Annotated in this window: 22 protein-coding genes and 1 pseudogene; 11 read left to right on the top strand and 12 right to left on the bottom strand. The window is 60.5% G+C overall.

What is annotated here, in order from left to right; genetic code table 11:
* Positions 1-209 precede the first annotated feature (209 nt).
* On the top strand, positions 210-347 hold the full coding sequence (locus tag AB4Z25_RS15790) for a hypothetical protein (protein ID WP_442208438.1): 138 nt from the start codon (positions 210-212) through the stop codon (positions 345-347).
* A 328-nt stretch (positions 348-675) separates the two neighbouring features.
* On the opposite strand, the gene AB4Z25_RS15785 is transcribed toward AB4Z25_RS15790, so the two are convergent.
* Positions 676-1,428: an SDR family NAD(P)-dependent oxidoreductase gene (locus AB4Z25_RS15785; RefSeq protein ID WP_442208437.1), complete on the bottom strand. Its 753-nt coding sequence runs from the start codon at positions 1,426-1,428 to the stop codon at positions 676-678.
* 110 nt (positions 1,429-1,538) lie between these two features.
* Between AB4Z25_RS15785 and AB4Z25_RS15780 the strand changes: the two genes are divergently transcribed.
* Positions 1,539-2,477 carry a GlxA family transcriptional regulator gene (locus tag AB4Z25_RS15780; RefSeq protein WP_442208436.1) on the top strand — a complete coding sequence of 313 codons (939 nt, stop codon included), beginning with the start codon at positions 1,539-1,541 and terminating at the stop codon, positions 2,475-2,477.
* 39 nt (positions 2,478-2,516) lie between these two features.
* Here the strand turns inward: AB4Z25_RS15780 and AB4Z25_RS15775 are convergent, their stop codons facing one another.
* Complete coding sequence (locus tag AB4Z25_RS15775; protein ID WP_442208435.1) at positions 2,517-3,464, bottom strand: GlxA family transcriptional regulator; 948 nt, start codon at positions 3,462-3,464, stop codon at positions 2,517-2,519.
* Between the two features lie 189 nt (positions 3,465-3,653).
* Here AB4Z25_RS15775 and AB4Z25_RS15770 point away from each other — a divergent pair, with 189 nt between their 5' ends.
* Positions 3,654-4,448 carry an SDR family NAD(P)-dependent oxidoreductase gene (locus AB4Z25_RS15770; protein ID WP_442208434.1) on the top strand — a complete coding sequence of 265 codons (795 nt, stop codon included), beginning with the start codon at positions 3,654-3,656 and terminating at the stop codon, positions 4,446-4,448.
* Between the two features lie 36 nt (positions 4,449-4,484).
* Positions 4,485-5,348 (top strand): type 1 glutamine amidotransferase domain-containing protein, encoded by an 864-nt coding sequence (locus AB4Z25_RS15765; RefSeq protein ID WP_442208433.1) that lies wholly within the window; start codon positions 4,485-4,487, stop codon positions 5,346-5,348.
* Here AB4Z25_RS15765 and AB4Z25_RS15760 read toward each other — a convergent pair.
* On the bottom strand, positions 5,332-5,517 hold the full coding sequence (locus AB4Z25_RS15760) for a hypothetical protein (RefSeq protein ID WP_442208432.1): 186 nt from the start codon (positions 5,515-5,517) through the stop codon (positions 5,332-5,334). The two genes, AB4Z25_RS15765 and AB4Z25_RS15760, sit on opposite strands and share 17 nt — an antisense overlap.
* A gap of 4 nt (positions 5,518-5,521) precedes the next feature.
* Positions 5,522-6,517: pseudogene (locus tag AB4Z25_RS15755) on the bottom strand (glycosyl hydrolase family 95 catalytic domain-containing protein); the annotation flags it as partial.
* Positions 6,518-6,641: 124 nt separating this feature from the next.
* On the opposite strand from AB4Z25_RS15755, the gene AB4Z25_RS15750 reads away from it, so the two are divergent.
* Both AB4Z25_RS15750 and AB4Z25_RS15745 read left to right on the top strand, forming a co-directional pair.
* Positions 6,642-7,637: a type I glyceraldehyde-3-phosphate dehydrogenase gene (locus tag AB4Z25_RS15750; RefSeq protein WP_442208431.1), complete on the top strand. Its 996-nt coding sequence runs from the start codon at positions 6,642-6,644 to the stop codon at positions 7,635-7,637.
* A 63-nt stretch (positions 7,638-7,700) separates the two neighbouring features.
* The gene (locus tag AB4Z25_RS15745; RefSeq protein WP_442208430.1) at positions 7,701-8,171 is read left to right on the top strand and encodes a hypothetical protein; all 471 of its coding nucleotides are present in this window, start codon (positions 7,701-7,703) and stop codon (positions 8,169-8,171) included.
* Between the two features lie 68 nt (positions 8,172-8,239).
* Here AB4Z25_RS15745 and AB4Z25_RS15740 read toward each other — a convergent pair whose 3' ends face one another.
* Genes AB4Z25_RS15740 through AB4Z25_RS15730 form a run of 3 tightly spaced genes read right to left on the bottom strand, consistent with a single transcriptional unit; the run spans position 8,240 to position 11,612 of the window.
* Positions 8,240-9,388 (bottom strand): M20 aminoacylase family protein, encoded by a 1,149-nt coding sequence (locus AB4Z25_RS15740; protein WP_442208429.1) that lies wholly within the window; start codon positions 9,386-9,388, stop codon positions 8,240-8,242.
* Between the two features lie 49 nt (positions 9,389-9,437).
* Entirely contained in the window at positions 9,438-10,538 is a 1,101-nt protein-coding gene (locus AB4Z25_RS15735; RefSeq protein WP_442208428.1) for a branched-chain amino acid ABC transporter substrate-binding protein, read from the bottom strand.
* A gap of 12 nt (positions 10,539-10,550) precedes the next feature.
* Positions 10,551-11,612 (bottom strand): pyridoxal-phosphate dependent enzyme, encoded by a 1,062-nt coding sequence (locus AB4Z25_RS15730; RefSeq protein WP_442208427.1) that lies wholly within the window; start codon positions 11,610-11,612, stop codon positions 10,551-10,553.
* Positions 11,613-11,696: 84 nt separating this feature from the next.
* Between AB4Z25_RS15730 and AB4Z25_RS15725 the strand changes: the two genes are divergently transcribed.
* Entirely contained in the window at positions 11,697-12,185 is a 489-nt protein-coding gene (locus AB4Z25_RS15725; RefSeq protein ID WP_442208426.1) for an Lrp/AsnC family transcriptional regulator, read from the top strand.
* Between the two features lie 174 nt (positions 12,186-12,359).
* Here AB4Z25_RS15725 and AB4Z25_RS15720 read toward each other — a convergent pair whose 3' ends face one another.
* From AB4Z25_RS15720 to AB4Z25_RS15710, 3 genes are all read right to left on the bottom strand, one after another.
* Positions 12,360-13,187: an ATP-binding cassette domain-containing protein gene (locus AB4Z25_RS15720; protein ID WP_442208425.1), complete on the bottom strand. Its 828-nt coding sequence runs from the start codon at positions 13,185-13,187 to the stop codon at positions 12,360-12,362.
* The gene (locus tag AB4Z25_RS15715; RefSeq protein ID WP_442208424.1) at positions 13,184-14,185 is read right to left on the bottom strand and encodes an ABC transporter permease; all 1,002 of its coding nucleotides are present in this window, start codon (positions 14,183-14,185) and stop codon (positions 13,184-13,186) included. Before AB4Z25_RS15715 ends, AB4Z25_RS15720 begins: the two co-directional genes overlap by 4 nt.
* Before the next feature lie 176 nt (positions 14,186-14,361).
* The gene (locus AB4Z25_RS15710; protein WP_442208423.1) at positions 14,362-15,411 is read right to left on the bottom strand and encodes a sugar ABC transporter substrate-binding protein; all 1,050 of its coding nucleotides are present in this window, start codon (positions 15,409-15,411) and stop codon (positions 14,362-14,364) included.
* Between the two features lie 436 nt (positions 15,412-15,847).
* On the opposite strand from AB4Z25_RS15710, the gene AB4Z25_RS15705 reads away from it, so the two are divergent.
* From AB4Z25_RS15705 to AB4Z25_RS15690, 4 genes are all read left to right on the top strand, one after another.
* Entirely contained in the window at positions 15,848-16,888 is a 1,041-nt protein-coding gene (locus AB4Z25_RS15705) for an aldo/keto reductase (protein WP_442208422.1), read from the top strand.
* Position 16,889: 1 nt separating this feature from the next.
* Positions 16,890-17,912 (top strand): hypothetical protein, encoded by a 1,023-nt coding sequence (locus AB4Z25_RS15700; RefSeq protein ID WP_442208421.1) that lies wholly within the window; start codon positions 16,890-16,892, stop codon positions 17,910-17,912.
* A 167-nt stretch (positions 17,913-18,079) separates the two neighbouring features.
* Positions 18,080-18,541 (top strand): helix-turn-helix domain-containing protein, encoded by a 462-nt coding sequence (locus AB4Z25_RS15695; protein ID WP_112388780.1) that lies wholly within the window; start codon positions 18,080-18,082, stop codon positions 18,539-18,541.
* Positions 18,542-18,769: 228 nt separating this feature from the next.
* Positions 18,770-19,012, top strand: a complete 243-nt coding sequence (locus AB4Z25_RS15690) for a hypothetical protein (RefSeq protein ID WP_442208420.1) — start codon at positions 18,770-18,772, stop codon at positions 19,010-19,012.
* Positions 19,013-19,212: 200 nt separating this feature from the next.
* Here the strand turns inward: AB4Z25_RS15690 and AB4Z25_RS15685 are convergent, their stop codons facing one another.
* On the bottom strand, positions 19,213-20,166 hold the full coding sequence (locus tag AB4Z25_RS15685; RefSeq protein WP_112514429.1) for a sulfonate ABC transporter substrate-binding protein: 954 nt from the start codon (positions 20,164-20,166) through the stop codon (positions 19,213-19,215).
* A gap of 186 nt (positions 20,167-20,352) precedes the next feature.
* The gene (locus tag AB4Z25_RS15680) at positions 20,353-21,396 is read right to left on the bottom strand and encodes a LacI family DNA-binding transcriptional regulator (RefSeq protein ID WP_442208419.1); all 1,044 of its coding nucleotides are present in this window, start codon (positions 21,394-21,396) and stop codon (positions 20,353-20,355) included.
* Between the last annotated feature and the right edge of the window lie 76 nt (positions 21,397-21,472).

The raw sequence follows: 21,472 nt of genomic DNA, 5'->3' as shown, positions 1-21,472 counted from the left end.
TCCGTGGTGGATGACACCGCAATGACAAAAATTCACTTTTTGCACGCCTGTGCATCATTTGGCTTGAGGGTTTTGGATTGCGTCGTGGGGATCTCCTATCAGGTCCGACTGGACGTCCCGAAAGCAGCGAGTAAGAGCACGGTCCCGACAAGCGCGCCCAGGAGGCTGGCTTCATTCGCAACGACCTGCCAGCTGGCCTGGCCGCAATCATGGGCGGCGCACTGGTGCAGTTCTGGCTCGACAGCCAGTTGGAGATTCGTGCAGCTTTGGCGGTTACCGGCGATGAAGCACTCGCAGACGAGGACGCCATCGGCCATATTGTTCGCCTGCTCCGCGCTCAGGGGTGACGAGCAGAGTCGAAAGACAATCGCCGGCAAGCAATGGATCGCTGGGGTCTCAGAAAGCAAAACACGTCTACGAAATTCGCCAACGGCGCAAATTGACCTTCGGTGTTATTGTGGCTGGCCGCTCTTCTATGGCGCCTCTCACACCGCGCACGATCTTTCCTTCGCACGGCAGGACGCTTTCCAGCTTTACCGCAATCTTGTGATCACCGCCACTGACGCTCAGTTCATCGTGCATCGCCAGCGTTCTCAAATGGGCAAAGGTCTCCCCTGCGTGGAGCCTTTGGCGCTCCACGCAGGGGGGCGAGATGCTCGGTGCAAGACGTTGCGCTCAGATTTGAGCGATGCCGCCATCGACGAAGATTTCGCTGCCATTGATGAAGCTGCTTTCATTAGAGGCAAGAAATGTCACGACCTTGGCAACCTCGTCGTCACGGCCGGTCCGGCCGAGCGGTGTGATGCTGGCGGCGAAATCGAAGAAGCCGGCAACCTGCTCCTGCGAGGCACCATAGCCGTCGTGACCGGGTGTCCTGATGACGCCGGGACTGACAGCGTTGACGCGGATGTTCCGGTGCTTCAAATCCGACGCCCAAGTGCGGGCGAAGGAGCGAACGGCGGCCTTGCTGGCACTGTAGACGCTCCAGTCCCCGAAGCCCTTGGTGCCGACGATCGACGATGCCAGAATGATCGACCCGCCGGGCATCAGCAGCGGCAGCGCCTTCTGGATCGTCCAGATCACGCCTTTGACATTCGTGTTCAAAAGACCGTCGAGGTGATCCTCGGTGATGCTTCCGAGAGGGGCCGGCGCAGCAAAGCCTGCATTTGCAAAGACCACGTCGAGGTGGCCGGCTTCCGCGCGCACCAGATCCGCGACCCGATCCAAATCCTTGGGATGGGTGACGTCGCCCTGGATACCGCTGGCCTTGTTGCCGAGCGTCGCGACCGCTCCCAGAAGCTCCGCCTTGCGCCGCCCGGTGATATAAACGCGGGCAGCACCCTCCGCCAGAAAGGTCTTGGCGGTAGCGAGGCCGATTCCTGAACTTCCGCCGGTGATAAGTGCAATCTTTCCTTCAAGCCGCGACATGACATTCTCCATATGGTCGTTGAGATAAGTTCCAATGGGAACGTTATGGACCTTGCGCGGCCTGGCGAAAATGTCATAGTTGCCACCTTTTCAGCCACAAAGATCTGCTCATGCACAGCGTCGGCTTTATTGTCTATCCAGATTTCCAGTTGCTCTGTCTGGCGGCCAGCACCGTGTTCGAGGTGGCAAACCGCGTGCTTGAGACGCAGGCGTATGATGTTTCGATCCGCTCCGAGGGCGGCGGCCTGATGCGCGGGACGACAGCGGTCACAGTGATGAGCGAGCCGCTTGGGAACGAGATTTTCGACAGCGTCATCGTTTGCGGTGGCGAGGCAATGCCTCAGGTGTCGCGAGAGCTGATTGACTACCTGCGCCGTGCGGCGGCGGAAACGCAGCGAGTCGCTGCCATCTGTACGGGAGCCTTCATTCTTGCCGAGGCGGGATTGCTGACAAACCGGCGCGCCACCACACACTGGATGATGGCACATAAACTGGAACAGCGTTTTCCCGATGTGCGCATCGAGGCGGATCGAATATTCATCCAGGATGGCAGGTTCTGGACGTCTGCCGGAATGACCGCGGGCATGGATCTGGCGCTTGCCATGGTCGAGCACGATCACGGTATGGACGTGGCCCGCACCGTTGCCCACCAGCTTGTCCTCTATCACCGCCGTTCGGGCGGGCAGTCGCAGCACTCCACGCTGCTTGAGCTGGAGCCGAAATCCGACCGCATTCAAAATGCGCTGACCTATGCCCGGTCAAACCTCAGGAATCCGCTATCGCTGGATGAACTTGCCAAGGCCGCACGGCTCAGTTCACGGCAATTCAGCCGCGCTTTCCGAAGCGAAACCGGACAGACGCCAGCAAAGGCAGTGGAACGGTTGCGGGTCGAGGCCGCGCGCCTGATGCTGGAAAACGGGCGCCATACAGTCGAAACCGTTGCGTATGAAGCCGGCTTTGCGGACAGGGAGCGCATGCGCCGGGCATTCCTGCGGGTTGTCGGGCAGCCACCACAAGCGGTTCGCCGCAATGCCCATGGCGCGACGTGATGAACTCGTAAAATTGACAGAGCTCGAAACGGCGATAGGCTAAGCCGCCGATTCCACCATCGCAGAGCTTCGCTGGATTGCCTGTGGCGATTGACCAAAGGCGCGTAGAAACGCCTGCCTCATTCGTTCCCGATCGCCGAAGCCGGTTTCCCTCGCGATGACCTCGATCGGATGCCGGCTGGTTTCCATCATCAGACGCGCTGCCTCGACACGCAGCCGCTCGACCGCCTTTGCCGGTGTCTGACCAGTCTCTTCCCGGAAAACGCGACTGAATTGTCTTGGGCTCAGTCGTGCCGCTTCAGCAAGTGCCTCGATCGAAAGGTCGCTTGCAAGGTTCTCCTTTGCAAAGGACAGGGCCATCTGGACGCGGTCCGACTTCGGATCCATGTCCAGGAGAACGGAAAACTGCGACTGCCCCCCGCCGCGGCGCTGATAGATCACCATTTTCCGTGCAATAGCGCGTGCCGTTTCCAGGCCAAGATCCCGCTCGACGATAGCAAGCGCAAGGTCAATCCCGGCGCTCATCCCGGCAGAGGTCCAGATCTGTCCATCGACAACAAAAATCCTGTCTTCATCCAGCGTCACCTTCGGATAGGTGCGTTCAAAAGACCGGGCATGCGCCCAATGCGTCGTCACGCGTTTACCATCGAGCAGCCCGGCCGCGGCAAGCACGAACGCTCCCGTGCAGACGGAGGCGATCCGCCTAGATCGTTCCGGCGCGCGCTTCAGAAACTCGATGAGCGTCGTGGACGGTAGCCGGCAGTTGTTGTCTCCGGTCACGATCAGCGTGTCAAAGCTGCCGCCGCCCAACGGCTTGGTGTTGACCGAAAACCCCTCCGACGTCCGCACCGGACCACCATGCTCGGACACGATCTGCAGGTCGTAGGCCTGCTCCTCGCTACCGATGTTTGCGTATTCGAATACAGTCGTGACAGCCAGACCAAGCGATTGAAATTCCGGGTAAACAATTAATCCAACCGTATGCATGACTGCTCCCGGGACAAGAGGCGTAAAACGTTGCTTGTACTTAAAATACGCCACAGACGCAGCTGCTGCAACAGACAGGACCCAATGTCCTAAATCGTTGCATATATGACATTGAGGATATCTCTTTTCGGGGCGAGTATCTCCTCATCGTCGGCACAACGCCGGAGGATCAACAAGGAAGAAAGCCTCATGACCAGCACCCAATTCAAAGGTACCGCCCTTATCACCGGCGCTTCTGCAGGCATCGGCGCAATCTATGCCGATCGCCTCGCCAAGCGCGGCTATGACCTCATCATCGTTGCCCGCAATGCACAGCGCCTCGCAGCGCTTGCAGACAAGCTCGGCAAGGAAACCGGCCGGACCATCACCAGCGTCGCGGCCGATCTCGGCAACAGGGAAGATCTTCGCAAGGTCGAACACATCCTGCGCGACAACACGGCGATCACCGTTCTCGTCAACAATGCCGGCGTCGGTTCGGTCGCATCGATCCTGCAAGACAATGCCGATGAGATGGAAGCGATGATCGAACTGAACATCACGGCTCTGACGCGCCTGACCTATGCGGCCGCCCCCGGCTTCGTTGCCCGCGGCGCCGGCACGATCATCAACATCAGCTCGGCCGTCGGCATTGCCGTCGAATCCCTGAACGGTGTCTACAGCGCCTCGAAGTCCTATGTTCTGAGCTTCGGCCACGCCTTGCAGCGCGATCTGGCCGACAAGGGTGTGCGGATCCAGACCGTATTGCCGGCAGCGACCGCCACCGACTTCTGGGATGTCGCCGGTTACGCGCCGCAGAAGGACAAGCCGACGACGATGTCGGCCGCCGATCTGGTCGATGCGGCCCTCAGCGGCCTCGACCAGGGCGAACTGGTGACGATCCCGCCGCTGCATGACGGCGACCAGTGGCTGCGCTGGGAAGCCGACCGCCGCGCTTTTGGCCGGAACTTCGCCAACGCCAAGCCTGCTCCGCGCTACGCAAAGTAACGCGTCACTCACGAACCCGAACAAAGGAATAGAACAATGAATCTCCTCACCATTGGTGCGGCCGCTATCGCTATGGTCGTCGCCGTCGCATCCCCCAATATGGCTTCGGCCCAGTCGAGGGGCAAGGTCCTGGTCGTCATGTCCAGCGCCCATGAGCTCGATCTGAAGGGCGGCAAGACCTACAAGACCGGCTACTATCTCAACGAGTTCGCCGTCCCGTATCGCAAGCTGGTCGAAGCCGGCTACGAGCCTGTGATCGCCAATCCGAAGGGCGATCTGCCGGCGATGGACGTCAACTCCGACAACAAGATGTTCTTCGGCGGCGACGACAAGGCCCGCGCTGACGCCGCGGAATACGTGAAGACCATCGACCAGCTCAAGCATCCGAAGACGCTTGAGGCGGTCGTCAAGGAAGGCATGGACGGTTACGCCGGCCTCTTTATCCCAGGTGGTCACGCACCGATGGCCGATCTGATCAAGGACAAGAACCTCGGCAAGATCCTGACGAGCTTCCATGATACCGGCCGCCCGACCGGCATCATCTGCCACGGCCCGATCGTTCTTCTGTCCGCTCTGCCGGATCCGCATGCCTTCGTCGCCTCGATGATCGCCGGTGACGGCAAGGCAAGCTCGCTCACCACCGGCTGGCCTTATGCGGGTTATCGCGCGACGATCTTCTCGACCGGCGAAGAGCAGGCGCTCGAAGGCCCGAACGGCCTGGGTGGCAACGTTCAGTTCTACCCGGTCAACGCCCTGGCCGAGGCTGGCGCGCGCGTGGAAACCATCGCCAACTGGCACAGCAACGTCGTCGTCGACCGCGAACTGATCACCGGCCAGCAGCCGATGTCGGCACCGGAGTTCGGCGACGTGCTCGTCGCAAAGCTCAACGAGAAGAAGTAATCAGGTCCGTTTTGACGTTTGGGACCGCCGGGTAACCGGTGGTCCCAAACGGATACTTGCCGTTGCGCACCAGCGATGGCAGCAACCCGGCGACATCCATGCCTTCTTCGCCGGCATGGGCGAGGCCTGTCTCGCAGCTGAACTTCAGCCATCGTCCGCGATGTTTCATTTCGTCAGCCCTGCGGCTCGAAACCCTCCGCCAAATCAATAACGCGCGTTTCGCCAGCCGCCAGCGCCAAATCCATTCTTGTGCCGCCGGACCGAAGCGTCGTTCGAACGTCCCTGGCTGCCGAAAGCCGGACGGTCGCCGGTCGGCTATTCTGCCAGGTCATGTCCAATAGCAGTCCGCCACGCGTGCGCAGGCCACACAGCGAGCCCGAGCGCCAATCGTCTGGCAGCGCCGGCAGGAGGTGGATTTCGCCGGGACGGGATTGAACCAGCATTTCCAGGATACCGGCTGCGCCGCCGAAATTGCCGTCGATCTGGAAGGGCGGATGGGCGTCGAAGAGATTTTTGTAGGTTCTTTCGGGACTCAGAAGCAGCTTGATAACATCGAGCGCATGATTGCCGTCGCGAAGCCGCGCCCAAAGATTGATGCGCCAGCCGATGCCCCAGCCGGTCGCATCGTCGCCGCGGATCTCGAGCGAGCGCCGGGCAGCGGCCGATAGATCCGGTGTCCGGTCCATGTCGATCTGCCAGCTCGGATAGAGGCCGTATAGATGTGAAACATGGCGATGATGGATCTCGGGCACATCCATGTCCCAATCCTCCAGCCATTCCTGCAGCTGGCCGCTGGCGCCGATCCTGTCGGGCACCAGCCGCGGATTGACGCTGTCAATCTCCGCGACGAGGGCGTGCTCGCTGCCGATGGCCACGGCGAGCGGACGCAGCAAGGCGAGAAAGTCGCGGATCAACTGGCTATCCATCGCCGGGCCTGCACAGACCGAGGCGCCATGCGGATGGATATTTTCCGGCGAAAGCGAGGGACTGGTAACGAGGTAAGGCGTGCCCGGAAGAGGAACGAGAACGTCAAAGATGAATTGTGCGGCACCTTTGGCTATCGGGAACAGACGCTTTCGCATCGCCTCGGGATCGTCGAGATAATCGCAAAGATGGAGAGGCTGCGCGATCAACCAGATGCCGCCGGTCGGCCACAAGCCCCATTGGGCGGCGGCTCCTCACCCGTCCAAGCGATCGCCGCGGCGCTTGGAAGCAGTAGCAGCGACCGCCTTGATATTGCGTATCGCTCACGGTTGTCATAGGCCTCATCGCATAATCGCAGGAGCCCAGCGCGTGACAGAACAGAAGCCGAAAATTGCTATCAATGGCTTTGGCCGCATCGGCCGCTCCGTTCTTCGCATCCTGCTGAAAGAGCGCCGCGACATCGAGGTTGTCCTCGTCAACGACATCGCTCCGCTGGAAAGCTGCGCCTACCTGTTCCAGTATGACAGCGTCTTCGGCCCATGGCCGGAGGACGTGGTGGCCGAGGAGCGCACATTGCGGATCGGCGAGCGTTCGATACCTTTCCACAACGAGCGGGATATTCGCGCCCTCGATCTATCGGACGTCGATATTTTCCTCGAATGCACCGGCCAGCCTTATACCCGCCACTACGTCTCCCGGGCGCTGGAGGCCGGGGCAAAGCGTGTACTGATCTCGGGTCCCGCCGAATCTGCCGACGTGACGGTGGTGCTTGGCGCCAACGAAGAGATGATTGCCAGCCACAAGATCATATCCAATGCATCATGCACCACGAACGCGCTGGCACCCCTGCTGAAGACGGTCGATGACCTCTTCGGCATCATTGGCGGGCAGATGACGACGGTTCATTGCTACACCGGCAGCCAGCCGACCGTCGACCAGCCGCGGGACGATTTTGCACGCAGCCGCGCCGCCGCTCTCTCTATGGTGCCGACGAGCACCAGCGCCCACAAGCTGGTCGGCAAAATCCTGCCATCCCTCGCCGGAAAGATCGAAGCACGGGCCATCCGCGTTCCGACCGCGAGCGTCTCGGCGATCGACCTGACGGTGTCGCTGGAGAAGGCGCCGACCCTCGCCGAAGCCCGCGAACGCTTGAAGAGCGCAATCGCCGCATCTCCCGTCATCGGCTGGATCGAAAAGCCGCTCGTATCCGTCGATCTGCGCGCCCGGCCGGAATCGCTGGTCGTCTCAGGACCGGAACTCTCGGTTTCCGCTGGCGGCCTTCTGCGGGTTTTCGGCTGGTACGACAATGAATGGGGCTTTGCCAACCGGATGCTCGACGTTGCGGCCCTAATGGCACGATCTTAGCGCGGCGAAATGGGAGAGACGATAGCAATGCCGTATCCGAGGTCATTCAGGGCCATATCGGCAGTGGCCGCCACCCTGTCCGTATTGTGGGCACCGGCGCTGCTGGCGCAGGAGGCATCGTCCGGTTCGAACTGGTCCAAGGACCCTACCAGCCGCTGCGAATTCATTTCCCCTATCTCTCTGACTGCAGGTCCCACCTACTGGACAGGGCTATGCACTGCGAACAAAGCATCCGGACTTGGCATGCTGCGACGGCGCGACGGCGATCGCGCCGGTCCTGCCTTCTATGGTGAAATGAAAGCAGGAGTGCCTGTCATCGGTGTGATCGATAATGATGGTTATCGCGTTGGCCGCTTCAACAATGGCGATATCGGTGGCGATGCCAATCTCGAACCGCAGGTTCGGCTCGATGCGTTCCGGGCGGCGGCAAAGGCAGCGCGAGCGGTCGGCTCGCAATATGCCAAGCAGGGCAACGCCGCCTCATCGCGCCACTACGAAAACATTGCCCAGCAACTCGATATGCAGGTGGAATGACCATTCGTTTCGGCGCCGGCATCGACCCTGTCTATGAGAACGCCATTTTGCGGCAAGGATTGTGAGCGTTATCGCAGCCGTTGTCTCGCGACGGCAACGAAATATTCAGCCCCTTGCCGAAGCACATTGTCGTTGAAGTCATAGCTGGGATTATGCAGGGGAGCTGACGTCTCTCCATTGCCGATGAAGGCGAAGTTACCGGGAACTTTCTCCAGGAGCCTGGCGAAATCTTCGGAGGCGGCGATAGGCGCAATATCGTCTTCCACCGCCCCAGGTCCGAAAACGGAGCCGGCAACCTCCAGTGCAACGCGCGTTTGCTCAGGTGTGTTGACGAGTGGAACGAACTCACGGCGATAGTCGATCGATGCCGAACAACCATAGGCCGAAGCAGTCCCATCAACAATCTGGCGCATACGGCGCTCAATCTCCGCGCTGACCTCAGACCGCATGCTACGCGCGTCGCCGAGTATGGTTGCGGTACCGGGGAGAGCGTTACGTGTACCGTCGGCAATGAGTTCAGTGACCGATACAACCGCCATATCTGCGGGGTCGAGCCGTCGAGAAACGATCGTCTGCAGATTCACGACGAGCGCACAGGCTGCGACCAGCACTTCATTGGCATGGTGCGGCCGCGCCGCGTGGCCGCCTGTTCCGTCCAGCCTTATCTCGAATATGTCTTCGGCGGCCATGATTGAGCCAGTTCGCGTCGCGAACCGGCCCACCGGCATACCCGGCATGTTGTGGATGCCGTAGACTTCGGAAAAAGGAAACCGGGCCATCAGTCCGTCGTCCAGCATTGAAAGAGCGCCCCTGCCCCATTCCTCAGCCGGCTGAAAGACGAAGCGAACCGTGCCCTCGAAGCCACCCTCTTTTGCCAGGATTCGGGCAGCACCAAGCAGCATTGCGACATGTCCGTCATGGCCACAGGCGTGCATCGTGCCTAAGGTTTGCGACCGGTAGGGAAGGTCGCTCCTCTCGCTGATCCGAAGCGCATCCATGTCGGCACGAAGCGCGATGGCGCGCTTTCCGGTTCCCAGCGTCAAACTGCCGACAACGCCGGTCTTTCCAACACCTTCTGTGACCTGGATGCCCCATGAACGGAGCTTCTCGGCGACGAACGCTGCCGTGTTGATTTCCTCAAAGCCGAATTCGGGATTGCGGTGCAGGTGATGCCGCCATTCGATCATCTCCCTCTCGATTGTCTCGAACCTGTTCATAATCCACTCCCGAGCAAGAGGGCGCCGCTGGAGCGGCGCCCGGACAAGATCATTCGGCACCCTTTTGCTCGAACTTGCCACCCTTCAGTTCGTAGAAGACGAAGTCCAGCCGCGTGATATCGCCCTTCTCGTTGTAGGAGAGAGGGCCTATGACGGTATCGACTTTCAGCCCACCGTGCAGCTTGTCTGCGACAATCTGTGGATCGGCGCTTCCAGCTTCCTTGATGCCGGCTGCTATGACCTGCATCGCCGCGTAGCCATAGAGCGTGAAGCCTTCCGGATCGATCTTCTTCCCGGAAAAGCGCTTCACAACCTCCGCAGCCGCGGGGTTTTGACGTGCATCGGGGCCGAAGGTAATCAATGTGCCGTCGGCTTCCGGCCCGGCGATAGCCGCGAATTCACTCGAGAACATCGCGTCTCCGCCGATCATCGGGGTCTTGACTCCTTGATCACGCAATTGACGAAGAATGAGACCTCCCTCGGTGTAGACGCCGCCGAAATAGACGACATCAGCCTTGGTCTCCTTGATCTTGGCGATCAGGGCCGAGAAATCCTTGTCGCCGACAGTGATACCCTCGTAGCCGGTCTCGGTCAGGCCGCCGGCATTGATCGATTTCTTTACCTCTTCGGCAAGACCCTGACCGTAGGGCGTCTTGTCGTGAACGATGAAGACATTCTTGCCGGTGAAATTCTTGATCAGATAGTTCCCTGCGACGGTCCCTTGCTGGTCGTCACGCCCACAGGTGCGGAAGGTGTTCCAGAGCCCGCGTTCCGTGAGCTTGGGATTTGTGGATGCCGGAGTGATCTGGAACATGCCGTTCTCGGCATAGACATCCGAGGCGGGGATTGAGGCACCGGAATTCTGATGCCCGATGACGAATTTTATGCCGGATGCCGCAAGCCGATTGGCGACCGAGACGGCCTGCTTGGGATCGCCACCGTCATCTTCCGTCTGCAGCAAAATCTTTTCGCCGAGAATTCCACCCGCGGCATTGATATCCTCGATCGCCTGCTTGACGCCATTGAGGTTCTGTTCGCCAACAGCGGCGCTGCCGCCTGTAACCGGGCCGGCCCAGCCGATCGTCATATCCGCCAAAGCCGGCGTGGCCAGCACGCCCGCAATCGTCGCGGCAATTATTATGATTTTCATGTCATTCCCCTTTTAGGTTTCTTCGTTGAGAGGTCCTTCGGTCACGAACAACAGCACGCGGCTCGAAGCGTCGAGTTCAAGGCGGACTGCCATTTCGGGATTTGCAATGGCTCGGCGAAGCCCGGCGAGACCGGCTGCGCCCGACGGCGTGGTCGCGGGACCGCCAGCGGCTTCCAGCAAGAGTGGTTCGTTGGTGAGACGATCCTCTTCGACGGTCACAACGTCGATAAACCCGGCCATAAGCTTTAATGCCGGTCGGCTTGCCTCGCCGCAGGCAAGCATCGTCGCCGATGTTGCCAGATCGCCAGGCACCCGCTCGACATTGCCTGTGCGGATTGCCGTATCGACACATGCAGCTGTCGCGGGTTCTACGACGACAATCCTTGCCGGTTGCGCGAGCCAGTCCTTGAGGCCTGTCGTCATTGCCGCCGCGAGACCGCCGACACCGGCCTGGATAAAAAGATGCGTCGGACGCGGCGCTTCCCCAATCTGCTCTTTGATTTCCTGCGGGATCACGCCATAGCCTGCGATCACGTCGCTCACGATCGGGTCATCGGGATCGGAGGAGGTGTCGGCCACCAGAATGCCGGCACCGTCTTTGGCCGCCTGCTTTGCCGCGTCGACAGCGTCGTCATACGTTCCATCGATGTCGACGATCTCTGCACCCATGTTGACGATGCGATCACGGCGGGCGCGAGAGACGTCGGGGTAGAGGAAGATGCGGGCGCGGCTGCCAGCAAAACGTGCGGCGGCGGCAACGGCCAGGCCATGGTTGCCGGCGCTCGCAGTCAACAGCTGAGGCAGCTGGCCGGCCGGCACTTTGCCCGAAGCGATCGCGGCGAAATCCTCACCAGTGGCGCGCGACAGCGCCCGCAATGCCGCATAGGTTCCTCCAAGCGATTTAAAACTGCCGAGTGTTCTAGCTCCCTCGTCCTTGAGGAAGACCGCACCCAGACCATGGGCAGCTGCGAGCTCCGGCGAGGCGACCAGCGGTGTCGCGGCATATCCCGGCGCAAGCGCATGCAGGCGGGCCTGGATAATGTGAGCTTCTTCGATCGGCGGGTTCTTTGTCATGCGGAAATGCTACTGCGTTATGCGCGCTGAGTTTCGCCGAAATTCCTTGCGCCTTACCGGTTTCAGGCGATATTCTTCCTATTCATGACGGAAACCGCTACCCTCGATTCATTCGATCTCTCTTTGCTGAAGCTGGTGCAGGTCAACAACCTGATGCCGGCCCGTATGCTCGCCGAGAAAGTTGGCCTTTCTGAAAGCGCGGTGTTGCGGAGGCTCCGCCAGATGCGGGCGAATGGAACCATTGCCGCCGACGTCGCGATCGTACGGCCGGCGTCGATGGGATTGCCGCTGACGATCCACGTGCTCGTTTCGCTGGAGCGCGAGGCCGGTAGCGAACTCGAAGCGTTCATCAGGAAGATCAAAAAGCGGCCGGAGGTTCGGCAGGCTAACTATGTGACGGGTGAGGCTGATTTCATTCTGATGCTGCAGCTTTCCGGTATGGAGCAATACGACGTTTTCACCCGTGAGGTGTTTCACGAAGACGGCAACGTGAAATCGTTCACGACGCTGGTTACGATCCGCGATGTCGTCAACCCTATGGATGCCGTCCTTGCTCGAGGCATCGATCGATAAATCAAGGCGCGGCTCACACCGCGGGCGCGACGGACGCTGGTCATGGCGATGGAAGTACCCAGTGATCGACGCAACGCGGCCCCACGTGCAAGTCGAATCCAACTGCGCCAGACTGACGGAAAGATGAAGGCGCAACCACCGGAAGACAACCGGCGTCTCGGCGTGAGGCAGCGGCTAAAGAAGGATCGGATCAACCGTCTGCTCTGCCGCGGAGATTGCGCGCTTGCCGAGGCCGGATTTGACGATGCGGATCAGTTCCTCCTCGCTGGTCTCAGAGGTCGCGGCGTCGAGGACGATCTCGCCGGAATGAAGGAAGTTGATGCGGTCGCAGACTTCGAAGATCTGATTGTAGTTATGGACGATCAGCACGACGGAAACTTCGCGCTGACGGCGCAGGTTCTGGATGAGGCCGAGCACATGGGCGCTCTCGCGCACGCCAAGGGCAGCAAGCGGCTCATCGAGGATGAGAACGGTGGGCGAGGAATAGATCGAGCGTGCCACGGCGATGCACTGGCGCTGACCTCCCGAAAGCATGTCGACCGTGCTGTTGACGCTTGGGATCGAGATACCCAGCGTGTCGAGATACGTTCGCGAAAGTTGCCGCATGCGCTGATTGTCAAGCAGGTTCAATCCGAGGAACCGGCGGCGTTGCTCGCGACCAAGGAACATGTTGTGATAGACGCTGAGGTCGCCGATCAAGGCGAGGTCCTGATAGACCGTCTCAATCCCCCTCGCCCGCGCATCGCGTGGCGAATTGAACCGCACTTCCTCTTCTTCAAAGAACATCCTGCCGCCATCGGGCGCGTGGAAACCGGACATCGTCTTGATGAGCGTCGACTTGCCGGCGCCGTTATCACCGACCAACGCCAGAACCTCACCCTTGTGCAGCTTGAGGCTGACATCGACGAGCGCGGTGACGGCACCGAAGCTCTTGCTGATATGCTGCATCTCCAGAATGACCGGCGCATCCTGAGCGAGAGCGGGAATGGGTTCGCTTGTCATGTGCGTCTCCGGGTGCGCAGCCTGTCGACCTGAACGTTGATGATCATCGCGGCAATGATGGCAGCCCCGAGATAGATGTCTGAGGTCGTCGCCTGGGCGCCGACCATGACGAGCCCGTTGTTGAGTGAAGCGACGACAAAGGCGCCAATCAGCGATCCGATCGCCGTTCCCGAGCCGCCGAGCAGGGACGTTCCGCCGATGACGGCTGCGGCGATTGCCTGCAGCGTCAGAAATGGGCTGCCCGCCGTCGGGTCTGCAGAGGAAAACTCGGCAGTATTGATGATGCCGGCAAAGGCTGCGATGCCGCCGGCGATCATGAAATTGTAGATCTTGATCCGGTCGGTTCGAACCCCGATCTCGCGGGCGCCGGTGATGTTGCTGCCTGTTGCGATCGTGTGCAGACCAAAGCGCGTCTTGGTCAGCGCCAGAGCGAGCGCGACAACGACCAGCAGGGCCCAGAGAAACGGTGTAAATGCCGTCAGCCCATGCGGGGAAAACAGCGAATCCGTCGTCGGGCTGTAGAGGCTTTCACCGAAAATGGAATTGAACGGCTCCTCGACGGGCGCCACGATCGGCTGGCTATCGTAGATCGACACCGTAATGCCCTGCAGCAAGAACAGGGTGCCGACAGTGGTGATCAGCGATGGAACCCGCAATCTGACCGTGATGAAACCGTTGATGAAGCCGACGGCGATGCCGAGCAATATGCCGATGAGCGCGCCGGCAAATAGCGGCAGCCCCCAAGTGATTGACATCAGCACCATCAGATAGGGTGCGAGCGAGAACGTGCTGCTGAGCGACAGGTCGATCTCGCCGGTGATCATCAGCATGACCTCGGCTGCCGATATCATGCCCAGGCGGCCGGTATCGCGCAGGACGACGCTCATCAGCTGTGTCGTCAGGAAGCCGCCATTGCTGCCGAACTGGAAGTAGATGACGAGCAGGACTGCAACGACGGCGATGCTCGCTTCCCTGTAGCGCGACAGCACTGTCGCCATCCTGCTGCCGGCAGAGGGTCTGGGCGGCAAGGCGCCGACGGCTGTTTGGCTTGCCTTCTCCAGGCTACCGGACTCCACATTCATCGACAGTCGACCTCGCTATTGATTGGATAGCAGCATGGACGGTGAAGGCGCGCGCGACGGCCAAGGCCCGCGCACGCCTTCAGAAGCGGAGCCTATTTGGGTTCATCGGCCGTGCGGCCCTCGAAGCGCGTCTGGCCAAGATACTCGTCGACATTGTCCTTGGTCACATAGGCCTGGCTTGTATCGCTGTTTGCCGGGCCGACGAGACCGCCGGAAACCTTGTAGAGGAACATCTGCTGCACCGGCAGGAAGCCCTGGAGATAGGCCTGCTGATCGGTCGTGAAAGTGACGTCACCGCTCTTGATGAAGGTCAGCGTCTGTGGGAAGAGGTCGAAGCCCGCAACCACGCCGCCCTTCTTCACCAGGCCGTATTTATTCGACACGAAACCACAGGCATAGGTGTCGGAACCTCCGGTGCCGAAGAGACCGGCGACATTCTGGTGGCTAAGATAATAGGCTTCGACGCGGGAGATTTCCGTCTGCGGATCGGGTCCCGAATTGACGACATCATAGGTGATGCCGTTACCGAAATCCTTGATTGCTTGAATGTAGCCATCCAGACGGGGCTGTGTGTTGAGCGAGCCCGGTACGCCGATCGTCAACATCACATGGGCATTGGCCGGAAGCAGCTTCAGCCATTTCATGGCAACGTTGTAGCCTGCCTGATAGAGCGGCTGGCCGACATAGGAGAGACGCTTGTTCGGGCTGCCTGCCGGTACGTCGGCATTGAAGGCGACAACCGGGATACCGGCAGCGGCGGCCATATCTGTCGCAGCGTCGAAGGCCTTGGGATCGACGAGGCAAACGGCAATACCATCGGCCTTCTGGGCAATCGCCGTCTGCATCGCGCTGACCATTTCAGAAACGACATTCTTCTGCGAACCCGTCCACTGATAGGAGGCGCCGAAGGCGGCGCAGGCATCCTGAATGCCGTAGATGCAGGGCGTGAAGAACTGGTCGAGCGTTACGTGGCAGACAAAGTGAAACTTGAACGGCTTCTTCGGCAGTCCCCCGCTTGCCTGTGCGGCGGCCTGCGCCATTGCGAAGTCCGGGTTTGTCATCAGGGCGGCAGCGCCGCCCGCGAGTGCCGCAGCGCCGAAGCCTGCCCTTGCTGCAAAGCCGAACGCCTGTCTGCGGCTCAACAAACGCTGCGCATGGGATTCGTCATTCTCATCATGACTGTCAGTCAACACTGCAACCTCCCTTTGACGGCAGGAGCCACACCTCCCGTGCGCTTACTGTCGTACGGTTACATTGTTGTACGACAAATATGGTGTCAACACCTTTCGCCAGCCTGCGGCCAAATGCGCAGCCCGAATTGATCGGCGATTATCGTCGGCGAGTGGCCGGCAGATGTGCGAGGTTTGCGAATTGCAAACTTCATTCTGCCAAGCCCCGGTTGGGAGCAAACAGGCAGCTGGTTCCGCCACTTTGCGAATTCACCCGCAAGATTTCATTCGTCCGGTTACATTGTTGTACGACAAATTATATGCCAGTATGCGATGGCGAGGTAACGCAGGAAGGTGCGAAGCCCCGCATCACATCAGACGATCGAGCGAAGAAGTGTCAGGAAAATCAATGCCGAAACTGGAGAAGAGAAGCGTCAGCGGGAATGGGCCTGAGGTTACCGTCATGGGCCTGGGAGGGACCGGCCTTGGCAATATGTACCGGGCGACCGACCCGCAAGTGGCGCATGACACCGTTCACGCTGCTTTCGAGAAGGGCTTGCGCTATTTCGATACGGCACCGGTCTATGGCTTCGGCCTGGCGGAGACCAGGCTTGGCGAAGCGATCCGCACGCTGCCGCGGAGCGAAATCGTCATCTCGTCCAAAGTCGGCTACGATCTGGTGCCGATCCCCGACAGCGAGGTCAAACCTGTTCTCTGGGACGAGGCGCCGCCTTTTCGCGCCGATTTCGACTATTCGCGCGATGCCGTCTTCCGGTCGATCGAGGGCTCACTGAAGCGCCTCGGCACTGATTATATCGACATGCTGGCGATCCACGATCCGGACGAGGCGATCCACTTCGCCAAGGGTGAGGATCCGCGCGCCCGCAGCCGCTTCAGGGAAGCGATGGACGGCGCCTATCCGGCACTCGACGAGCTCAGATCGCAGGGTGTCATCAAGGCGATCGGCGTCGGCATCAACCAGTGGCAAATGCTGTCCGATTTCGTCGAAGCGGGTCAGTTCGACTACTTCCTGCTGGCCGGCCGTTACACGCTTCTGGAACAGGAGCCGCTGGCAACACTGTTTCCCGCCTGCGAGCGCAAGGGCACGAAGCTCGTCATCGGCGGCCCCTACAATTCGGGAATTCTGGCGACCGGCGCCGTCAACGGCGCGACCTTCAATACGCGCAATGCGCCGCAGGAGGTTCTGGATCGCGTTGCCCGGCTGAGCTCCGTCTGCGAAAGACATAAGGTGCCGCTTGCCGCTGCCGCACTTCAGTTTCCGCTGGCCCACAAGCTTGTCGTCAGCGTCATACCCGGCGCCCGTTCAGTCGCAGAACTCGAACAGAATCTCGACTATCTCGCGTGGCCGATCCCGGCGGGCCTGTGGTCGGACCTGCGCGATCAGGGGCTGATCGATCCGGCAGCGCCGCTACCCGGCGACACGCAGTGACATGATGCCTCCGCGGCCGGCGATCGCACCCATCGGCGAATTGGAGACGATCCTGTCGTCGACGAAAGCCGACCTGACGTCGGCTGCTGGCTTTCCCGAACTGGAGATATCCGGCCGTCGGATCAGGCTGTTCTTCGTGCGCGAGACGCAGGCGGCAATCACCGACTGGCCGGCGCTCAAGGCGAAAGCGCGGCGCGTTGCCACCGCGCTTGCGCGGGTGGATGCGACGCCTGTTCTGGTCACCGCGCTCGCTGCATCTCCGCTTGCTGCGGTGTTACAGGATGCTGGATGGGCCATCCTGCGTGAAGGCAGCAATGAGATTGTACCGGACGGCCCTCCAGCGGACATGGCAGACCGGAAAATTCAGGGTTTCGGAAGCCGGAAGCTCACCCTTCTCTGCGCCCTTTGGCATCTGCGAAACGAAAGCTTCGAAGCGTCGCAACTCGGCGCTGCCGCCGGCGTTTCGGCGACCGCGGCGCGCAGCGCCATTTCCGACGCCGTGCAGCTGGGCTGGCTCGTTGCGCAGGCCCGTGGCCGCAGCCACCGCTACGCCGTCGATAATTCGCGGGCGATCATCGATACGGTGAAAACAACGGCAGCGGCGTCAAGCCCGCGCTGGCAGCACTACGCCGTTCCCGCCGATGCCCTCACATCTCTGCCCCAGCGGCTCGATGGATTCTGCCGGACGCATGATATCGGCTATGCGATTACCGGGCGCTACGCTGCGAGCTATTATCTCGGCAGGCGCGGCGATGTGCCGGAGTTGCAGATCAGGCTTTCGCCGTCGGTCGACATCGCCGACCTGCTCGCCCATCTCAGGGCCGCGCCGGTCAAAGCGCCGGGTAATCTCGCGATCGTGATTTCGGCGGATGCCGCCAGCTGGCTCCACGCCAGGCGCGCCCACGGGCTTGATCTTGCCAATCCACTGATCGTCCTCTGCGATCTCTTGAGCCTTGGAAGCCCTGCTGCCGAAGCGATCGAGGCCTGGCTCAGAAGCAGCGAACGCGCTTCAGACGGGGGCTAGTGCCACCCATTGGTACTATATACACAAGCGCGTAGCGGCGAATGGTCCATCCCCAGAAGTAGCGATTGAATTTTTCACTCTGCTCATACACTATCTATTCGCGCCCCCCTATTGATCGGTCCTCCGCAAGGACGCCAATCGACCCTCGCGGTAAACGGAAAAAAGAAATGAACGCCAAGGCCCCGAATGCAATCGACGTCTATGTCGGCTCCCGAGTAAGAATGCGCCGGCTCCTTCTCGGCCTTAGCCAGGAAAGGTTGGCCGATCAGATCGGCGTGACGTTCCAGCAGGTCCAGAAGTATGAAAAAGGCATGAACCGCATCGGCGCCAGCCGCCTGCAGAAGATCGCCGAAGTGCTGTCTGCACAGCCGAGCTATTTCTTCCAGCAGGACGACAACCAGCCGCTGACGCTCGAGGGCCTGGAGATGCCGCAGAAGGCTGATCCGGTGTCAGAATTCCTCCGCTCCAAAGAGGGCCTCGCTCTCAACCGCGCCTTTCTGAAAATCAACGATCCGCAGATCCGCGAAAAGATCGTTTCGCTCGTCAAGGCGATGGCACAGGCCGAAGGCCACCGCGAGGTTGCCGCCGACACGGTCGCTTCGGATTCCAGCGTCCCGCTGAACGGCTGACCGCTGATCCAGCAAAACGATGACATCGAGGCGCGGCCATCCGGACCGCGCCTTTTGATTTCCGCAGCCTATGACCCGAATGGTTGCATCCGGATTCCAGGTTGAATTCCGAAGCGCATTCCGACGCCTAGACGTGTGTCACGCTTGTGTCACGCGCGTCCTGCGGGAAGTTCAACTAGCCTCGTCATGTGGCCGTTTGCAGCGGCAACGATCTCATGGGGTGTATCAATGGAAGATGCGGTCATCGACATCAGGAACGCGAAGAGCGAAGAACAGCTGAAGGAGCTGGCCTCGCTTGCGAGACTGATTGCCTTCGCGCGTGAGGATGCCAGGGAGGTCAATGCAGAATTCCCGGCCCATTGCCTGGATATGGCGCTGAATGCCCTGCTTCAGGATCTGCAGGGCAGCGCAGCGCCCGCGATCGCCGAGGAAGGGCAGCGGCTCGAAGCGGCTTTCGCCGTCCGCCACTGACAGAGCCATTTTCTTGCTCCGGAAAACCGGGGCAAGATGATCGCTCGTATGCTTGCTTCAACTGCTTAAACGTTACAGCAAGCTGCGTGCTGCCTGCCGGTAGCCATGTTCGCGGTGATAATCGCGATAGTCCGATTTGCCTTCAGCCGATGATGCTGGAGAACTCCACCGGCTGAGGCCACACATGCTTTCATGAGCCGTCAGGCTTTGCCGCCGCGCACCGCGTCGGCGATCGTGACCTTCTTCGGAATGAGCTTGAGCTCGTAGAAGGTGTCGGCGATCGCCTGCTGCTGAGCGACGACAGAAGCATCCAGGCTCTTCACGCCATAGGACTGACGTTCCAGCGCGCGGACGAGGACCGGTTCCGGAATACCCACGGACGGCGACAGTTCGGCAGCTGCTGCCGCAACGCCGGATTTGGTCCAGTCGTCGATTTCGGAAATCGCTTCGATGACCACATCGATCGCCGCGCTGTGGCCATCGACCAGAGTTTTGGTCCCGAGATAGAACTGATGGTTCGGGACGATACCCTCGCCGTTTCTGAGCTCTCGCGCTTCGATCGCGATCTCTGCCGCCGCCTGGAACGGATCCCAGATAACCCAGGCATCGACGGCGCCCTTTTCGAAAGCGGCGCGGCCATCGGCCGGAGCGAGGAAGGACGGCTCGACGTCGGCATAGGTCAGGCCCGCTTCTTCGAGCGCCTTAACGAGCAGATAGTGAACATTCGAGCCCTTGTTGAAGGCGACCTTCTTGCCCTTCAGATCGGCAACCGACTTGATCGGGCTATCCTTGGGAACGAGGATCGCTTCGCCGCGCGGGGCCGGCGGCTCGTGTGCGATATAGACGAGCGGCGCATTGGCCGCCTGTGCGAAGATCGGCGGCGTCTCGCCGGTCGAGCCGAAATCGACGGCTCCGGCGTTCAGCGCCTCGAGAAGCTGCGGGCCACCTGGGAATTCAGTCCATTCGACCGAATAGCCGATCGTCTCGAACTTCTTCTCCAGGATACCCTTGCCCTTGAGCAGCACCAGGGTGCCGTATTTCTGGTAGCCGATGCGAACGACCTTGTCGGCTGCAATAGCGGTCCGAACCCCGACCAGCGGAGCGGCGATTGCGCCGGCCATGGCCACGGTAAATGCGCGTCTCGAGATTTTCATAGTGAGCCCCTCCGTTGAATTGGTTGGGCCAAAATTAAATTATGTCTACAGCTTTACTAGACTAATCGTGCTGTTTTCGGAGCGGTCCAAGGATTCCATTTTTGATTTTTGGGTCATTCGAAAAATAGCTGCTCGGAAGAGCCGCTCGACCACCCGGTATCGAACAGACAACAACCGGCGCGGCGTCTATTGCGCACGAAGATAGTGGCGCGGCGGGCCAACGGTTCCCCGTTCGATCAACCGGACCGACATGCCGACGCGGCGCACCCGCGCCTCGGCATTCAGCGCTCTCTCCTTGAGCATATCCCAGCCGACGCGGCCAAGTTCCTCGCGCTCGATGCGAAGCGTCGTCAGTGCCGGGGTGCTGTGCTGCGCGATCGAGATATCGTCCATACCGACCACCGAATAATCGCGCGGGATGATGTTGCCGCGAGCGCGCAGGGCATCGATGACGCCGAGCGCCATGATATCGTTGCTGCAGACGAATGCCGTCGCCTTGGCGAACCGGCCCTTCTGCATCGCGTCGATCAGGGCATTCGAGAGATCAGGCTCGAGGATCCCCGCAGCCGTCAGGTCGAACAGGTGCCTGTCCGTGTCGATGGCAATTCCGGCCTCCTGCATGGCATCCCGAAAGCCATCGAAGCGCTCCTTGAGCGACGTCCTGAACAGGCGGCTCACATGCACGATTTCGGTATGGCCTTCCGACAACAGCCTTGTGGTCGCCAGCCAACCGGCCGATCTGTTGTCGGGCAGGACGCAGGAAAGCCGCATTGTCCGGTCGATGCCGTTGACGATCACCGCCGGCGCATGGCTTCGGGCCACCTGCTCGATCAGGACAGGATGGTCGAGGCCGACGAGAAGCAGACAGGCGCCGTCTGCACCGAGCAGATTTTCGACGTTGACGCTGCCGGTTTCGATATCCGGCGTGAGCAGATGGACCTTGGCATCGACGCCGCCCTCCCTTGCCGCATCGAGCGCACCCTGAATGACGCCCTCATAGAATTTCGAGTTCAGATAAAGTGCCGCTGTGGTCACAACCGCCAGACCGGATGGAAAGGCTTCCGTTAGCTCTGTGGTCTTGTGGCGATAATCGAGACGCGCAGCCGCCTCCAGGATCCGCTCCCGGCTCTCAATCCCTACCCCTGACCGGTTGTTCAGCGCCTTCGACACCGAGGCAATTGAAACGCCTGCGGCTTCGGCAATATCAGAGATACGTGATCTGCGTGTCATCCAGGGATTCTCCTCGGACCTTGATTAGCACGGCCGGTTGAACCTCGCCACTGCTCGAGAAATTTTCTCCGTCGGC

Source organism: Rhizobium sp. RAF36 (genome assembly GCF_052114105.1).
In the GTDB taxonomy this organism is placed as follows: domain Bacteria; phylum Pseudomonadota; class Alphaproteobacteria; order Rhizobiales; family Rhizobiaceae; genus Rhizobium.
The sequence above is the reverse complement of the archived record's forward strand: the minus strand, read 5'-3'. Positions and strand labels throughout refer to the sequence as shown.

Coding starts and splice junctions, on each gene's coding strand:
- AB4Z25_RS15735 (WP_442208428.1), bottom strand. CDS start 10,538: ATGAAAATCATAATAATTGCCGCGACGATTGCGGGCGTGCTGGCCACG.
- AB4Z25_RS15700 (WP_442208421.1), top strand. CDS start 16,890: ATGATGCCTCCGCGGCCGGCGATCGCACCCATCGGCGAATTGGAGACG.
- AB4Z25_RS15695 (WP_112388780.1), top strand. CDS start 18,080: ATGAACGCCAAGGCCCCGAATGCAATCGACGTCTATGTCGGCTCCCGA.
- AB4Z25_RS15685 (WP_112514429.1), bottom strand. CDS start 20,166: ATGAAAATCTCGAGACGCGCATTTACCGTGGCCATGGCCGGCGCAATC.
- AB4Z25_RS15770 (WP_442208434.1), top strand. CDS start 3,654: ATGACCAGCACCCAATTCAAAGGTACCGCCCTTATCACCGGCGCTTCT.
- AB4Z25_RS15715 (WP_442208424.1), bottom strand. CDS start 14,185: ATGGCGACAGTGCTGTCGCGCTACAGGGAAGCGAGCATCGCCGTCGTT.
- AB4Z25_RS15740 (WP_442208429.1), bottom strand. CDS start 9,388: ATGAACAGGTTCGAGACAATCGAGAGGGAGATGATCGAATGGCGGCAT.
- AB4Z25_RS15680 (WP_442208419.1), bottom strand. CDS start 21,396: ATGACACGCAGATCACGTATCTCTGATATTGCCGAAGCCGCAGGCGTT.
- AB4Z25_RS15780 (WP_442208436.1), top strand. CDS start 1,539: ATGCACAGCGTCGGCTTTATTGTCTATCCAGATTTCCAGTTGCTCTGT.
- AB4Z25_RS15785 (WP_442208437.1), bottom strand. CDS start 1,428: ATGTCGCGGCTTGAAGGAAAGATTGCACTTATCACCGGCGGAAGTTCA.
- AB4Z25_RS15765 (WP_442208433.1), top strand. CDS start 4,485: ATGAATCTCCTCACCATTGGTGCGGCCGCTATCGCTATGGTCGTCGCC.
- AB4Z25_RS15790 (WP_442208438.1), top strand. CDS start 210: ATGGGCGGCGCACTGGTGCAGTTCTGGCTCGACAGCCAGTTGGAGATT.
- AB4Z25_RS15720 (WP_442208425.1), bottom strand. CDS start 13,187: ATGACAAGCGAACCCATTCCCGCTCTCGCTCAGGATGCGCCGGTCATT.
- AB4Z25_RS15725 (WP_442208426.1), top strand. CDS start 11,697: ATGACGGAAACCGCTACCCTCGATTCATTCGATCTCTCTTTGCTGAAG.
- AB4Z25_RS15705 (WP_442208422.1), top strand. CDS start 15,848: ATGCCGAAACTGGAGAAGAGAAGCGTCAGCGGGAATGGGCCTGAGGTT.
- AB4Z25_RS15775 (WP_442208435.1), bottom strand. CDS start 3,464: ATGCATACGGTTGGATTAATTGTTTACCCGGAATTTCAATCGCTTGGT.
- AB4Z25_RS15760 (WP_442208432.1), bottom strand. CDS start 5,517: ATGAAACATCGCGGACGATGGCTGAAGTTCAGCTGCGAGACAGGCCTC.
- AB4Z25_RS15730 (WP_442208427.1), bottom strand. CDS start 11,612: ATGACAAAGAACCCGCCGATCGAAGAAGCTCACATTATCCAGGCCCGC.
- AB4Z25_RS15690 (WP_442208420.1), top strand. CDS start 18,770: ATGGAAGATGCGGTCATCGACATCAGGAACGCGAAGAGCGAAGAACAG.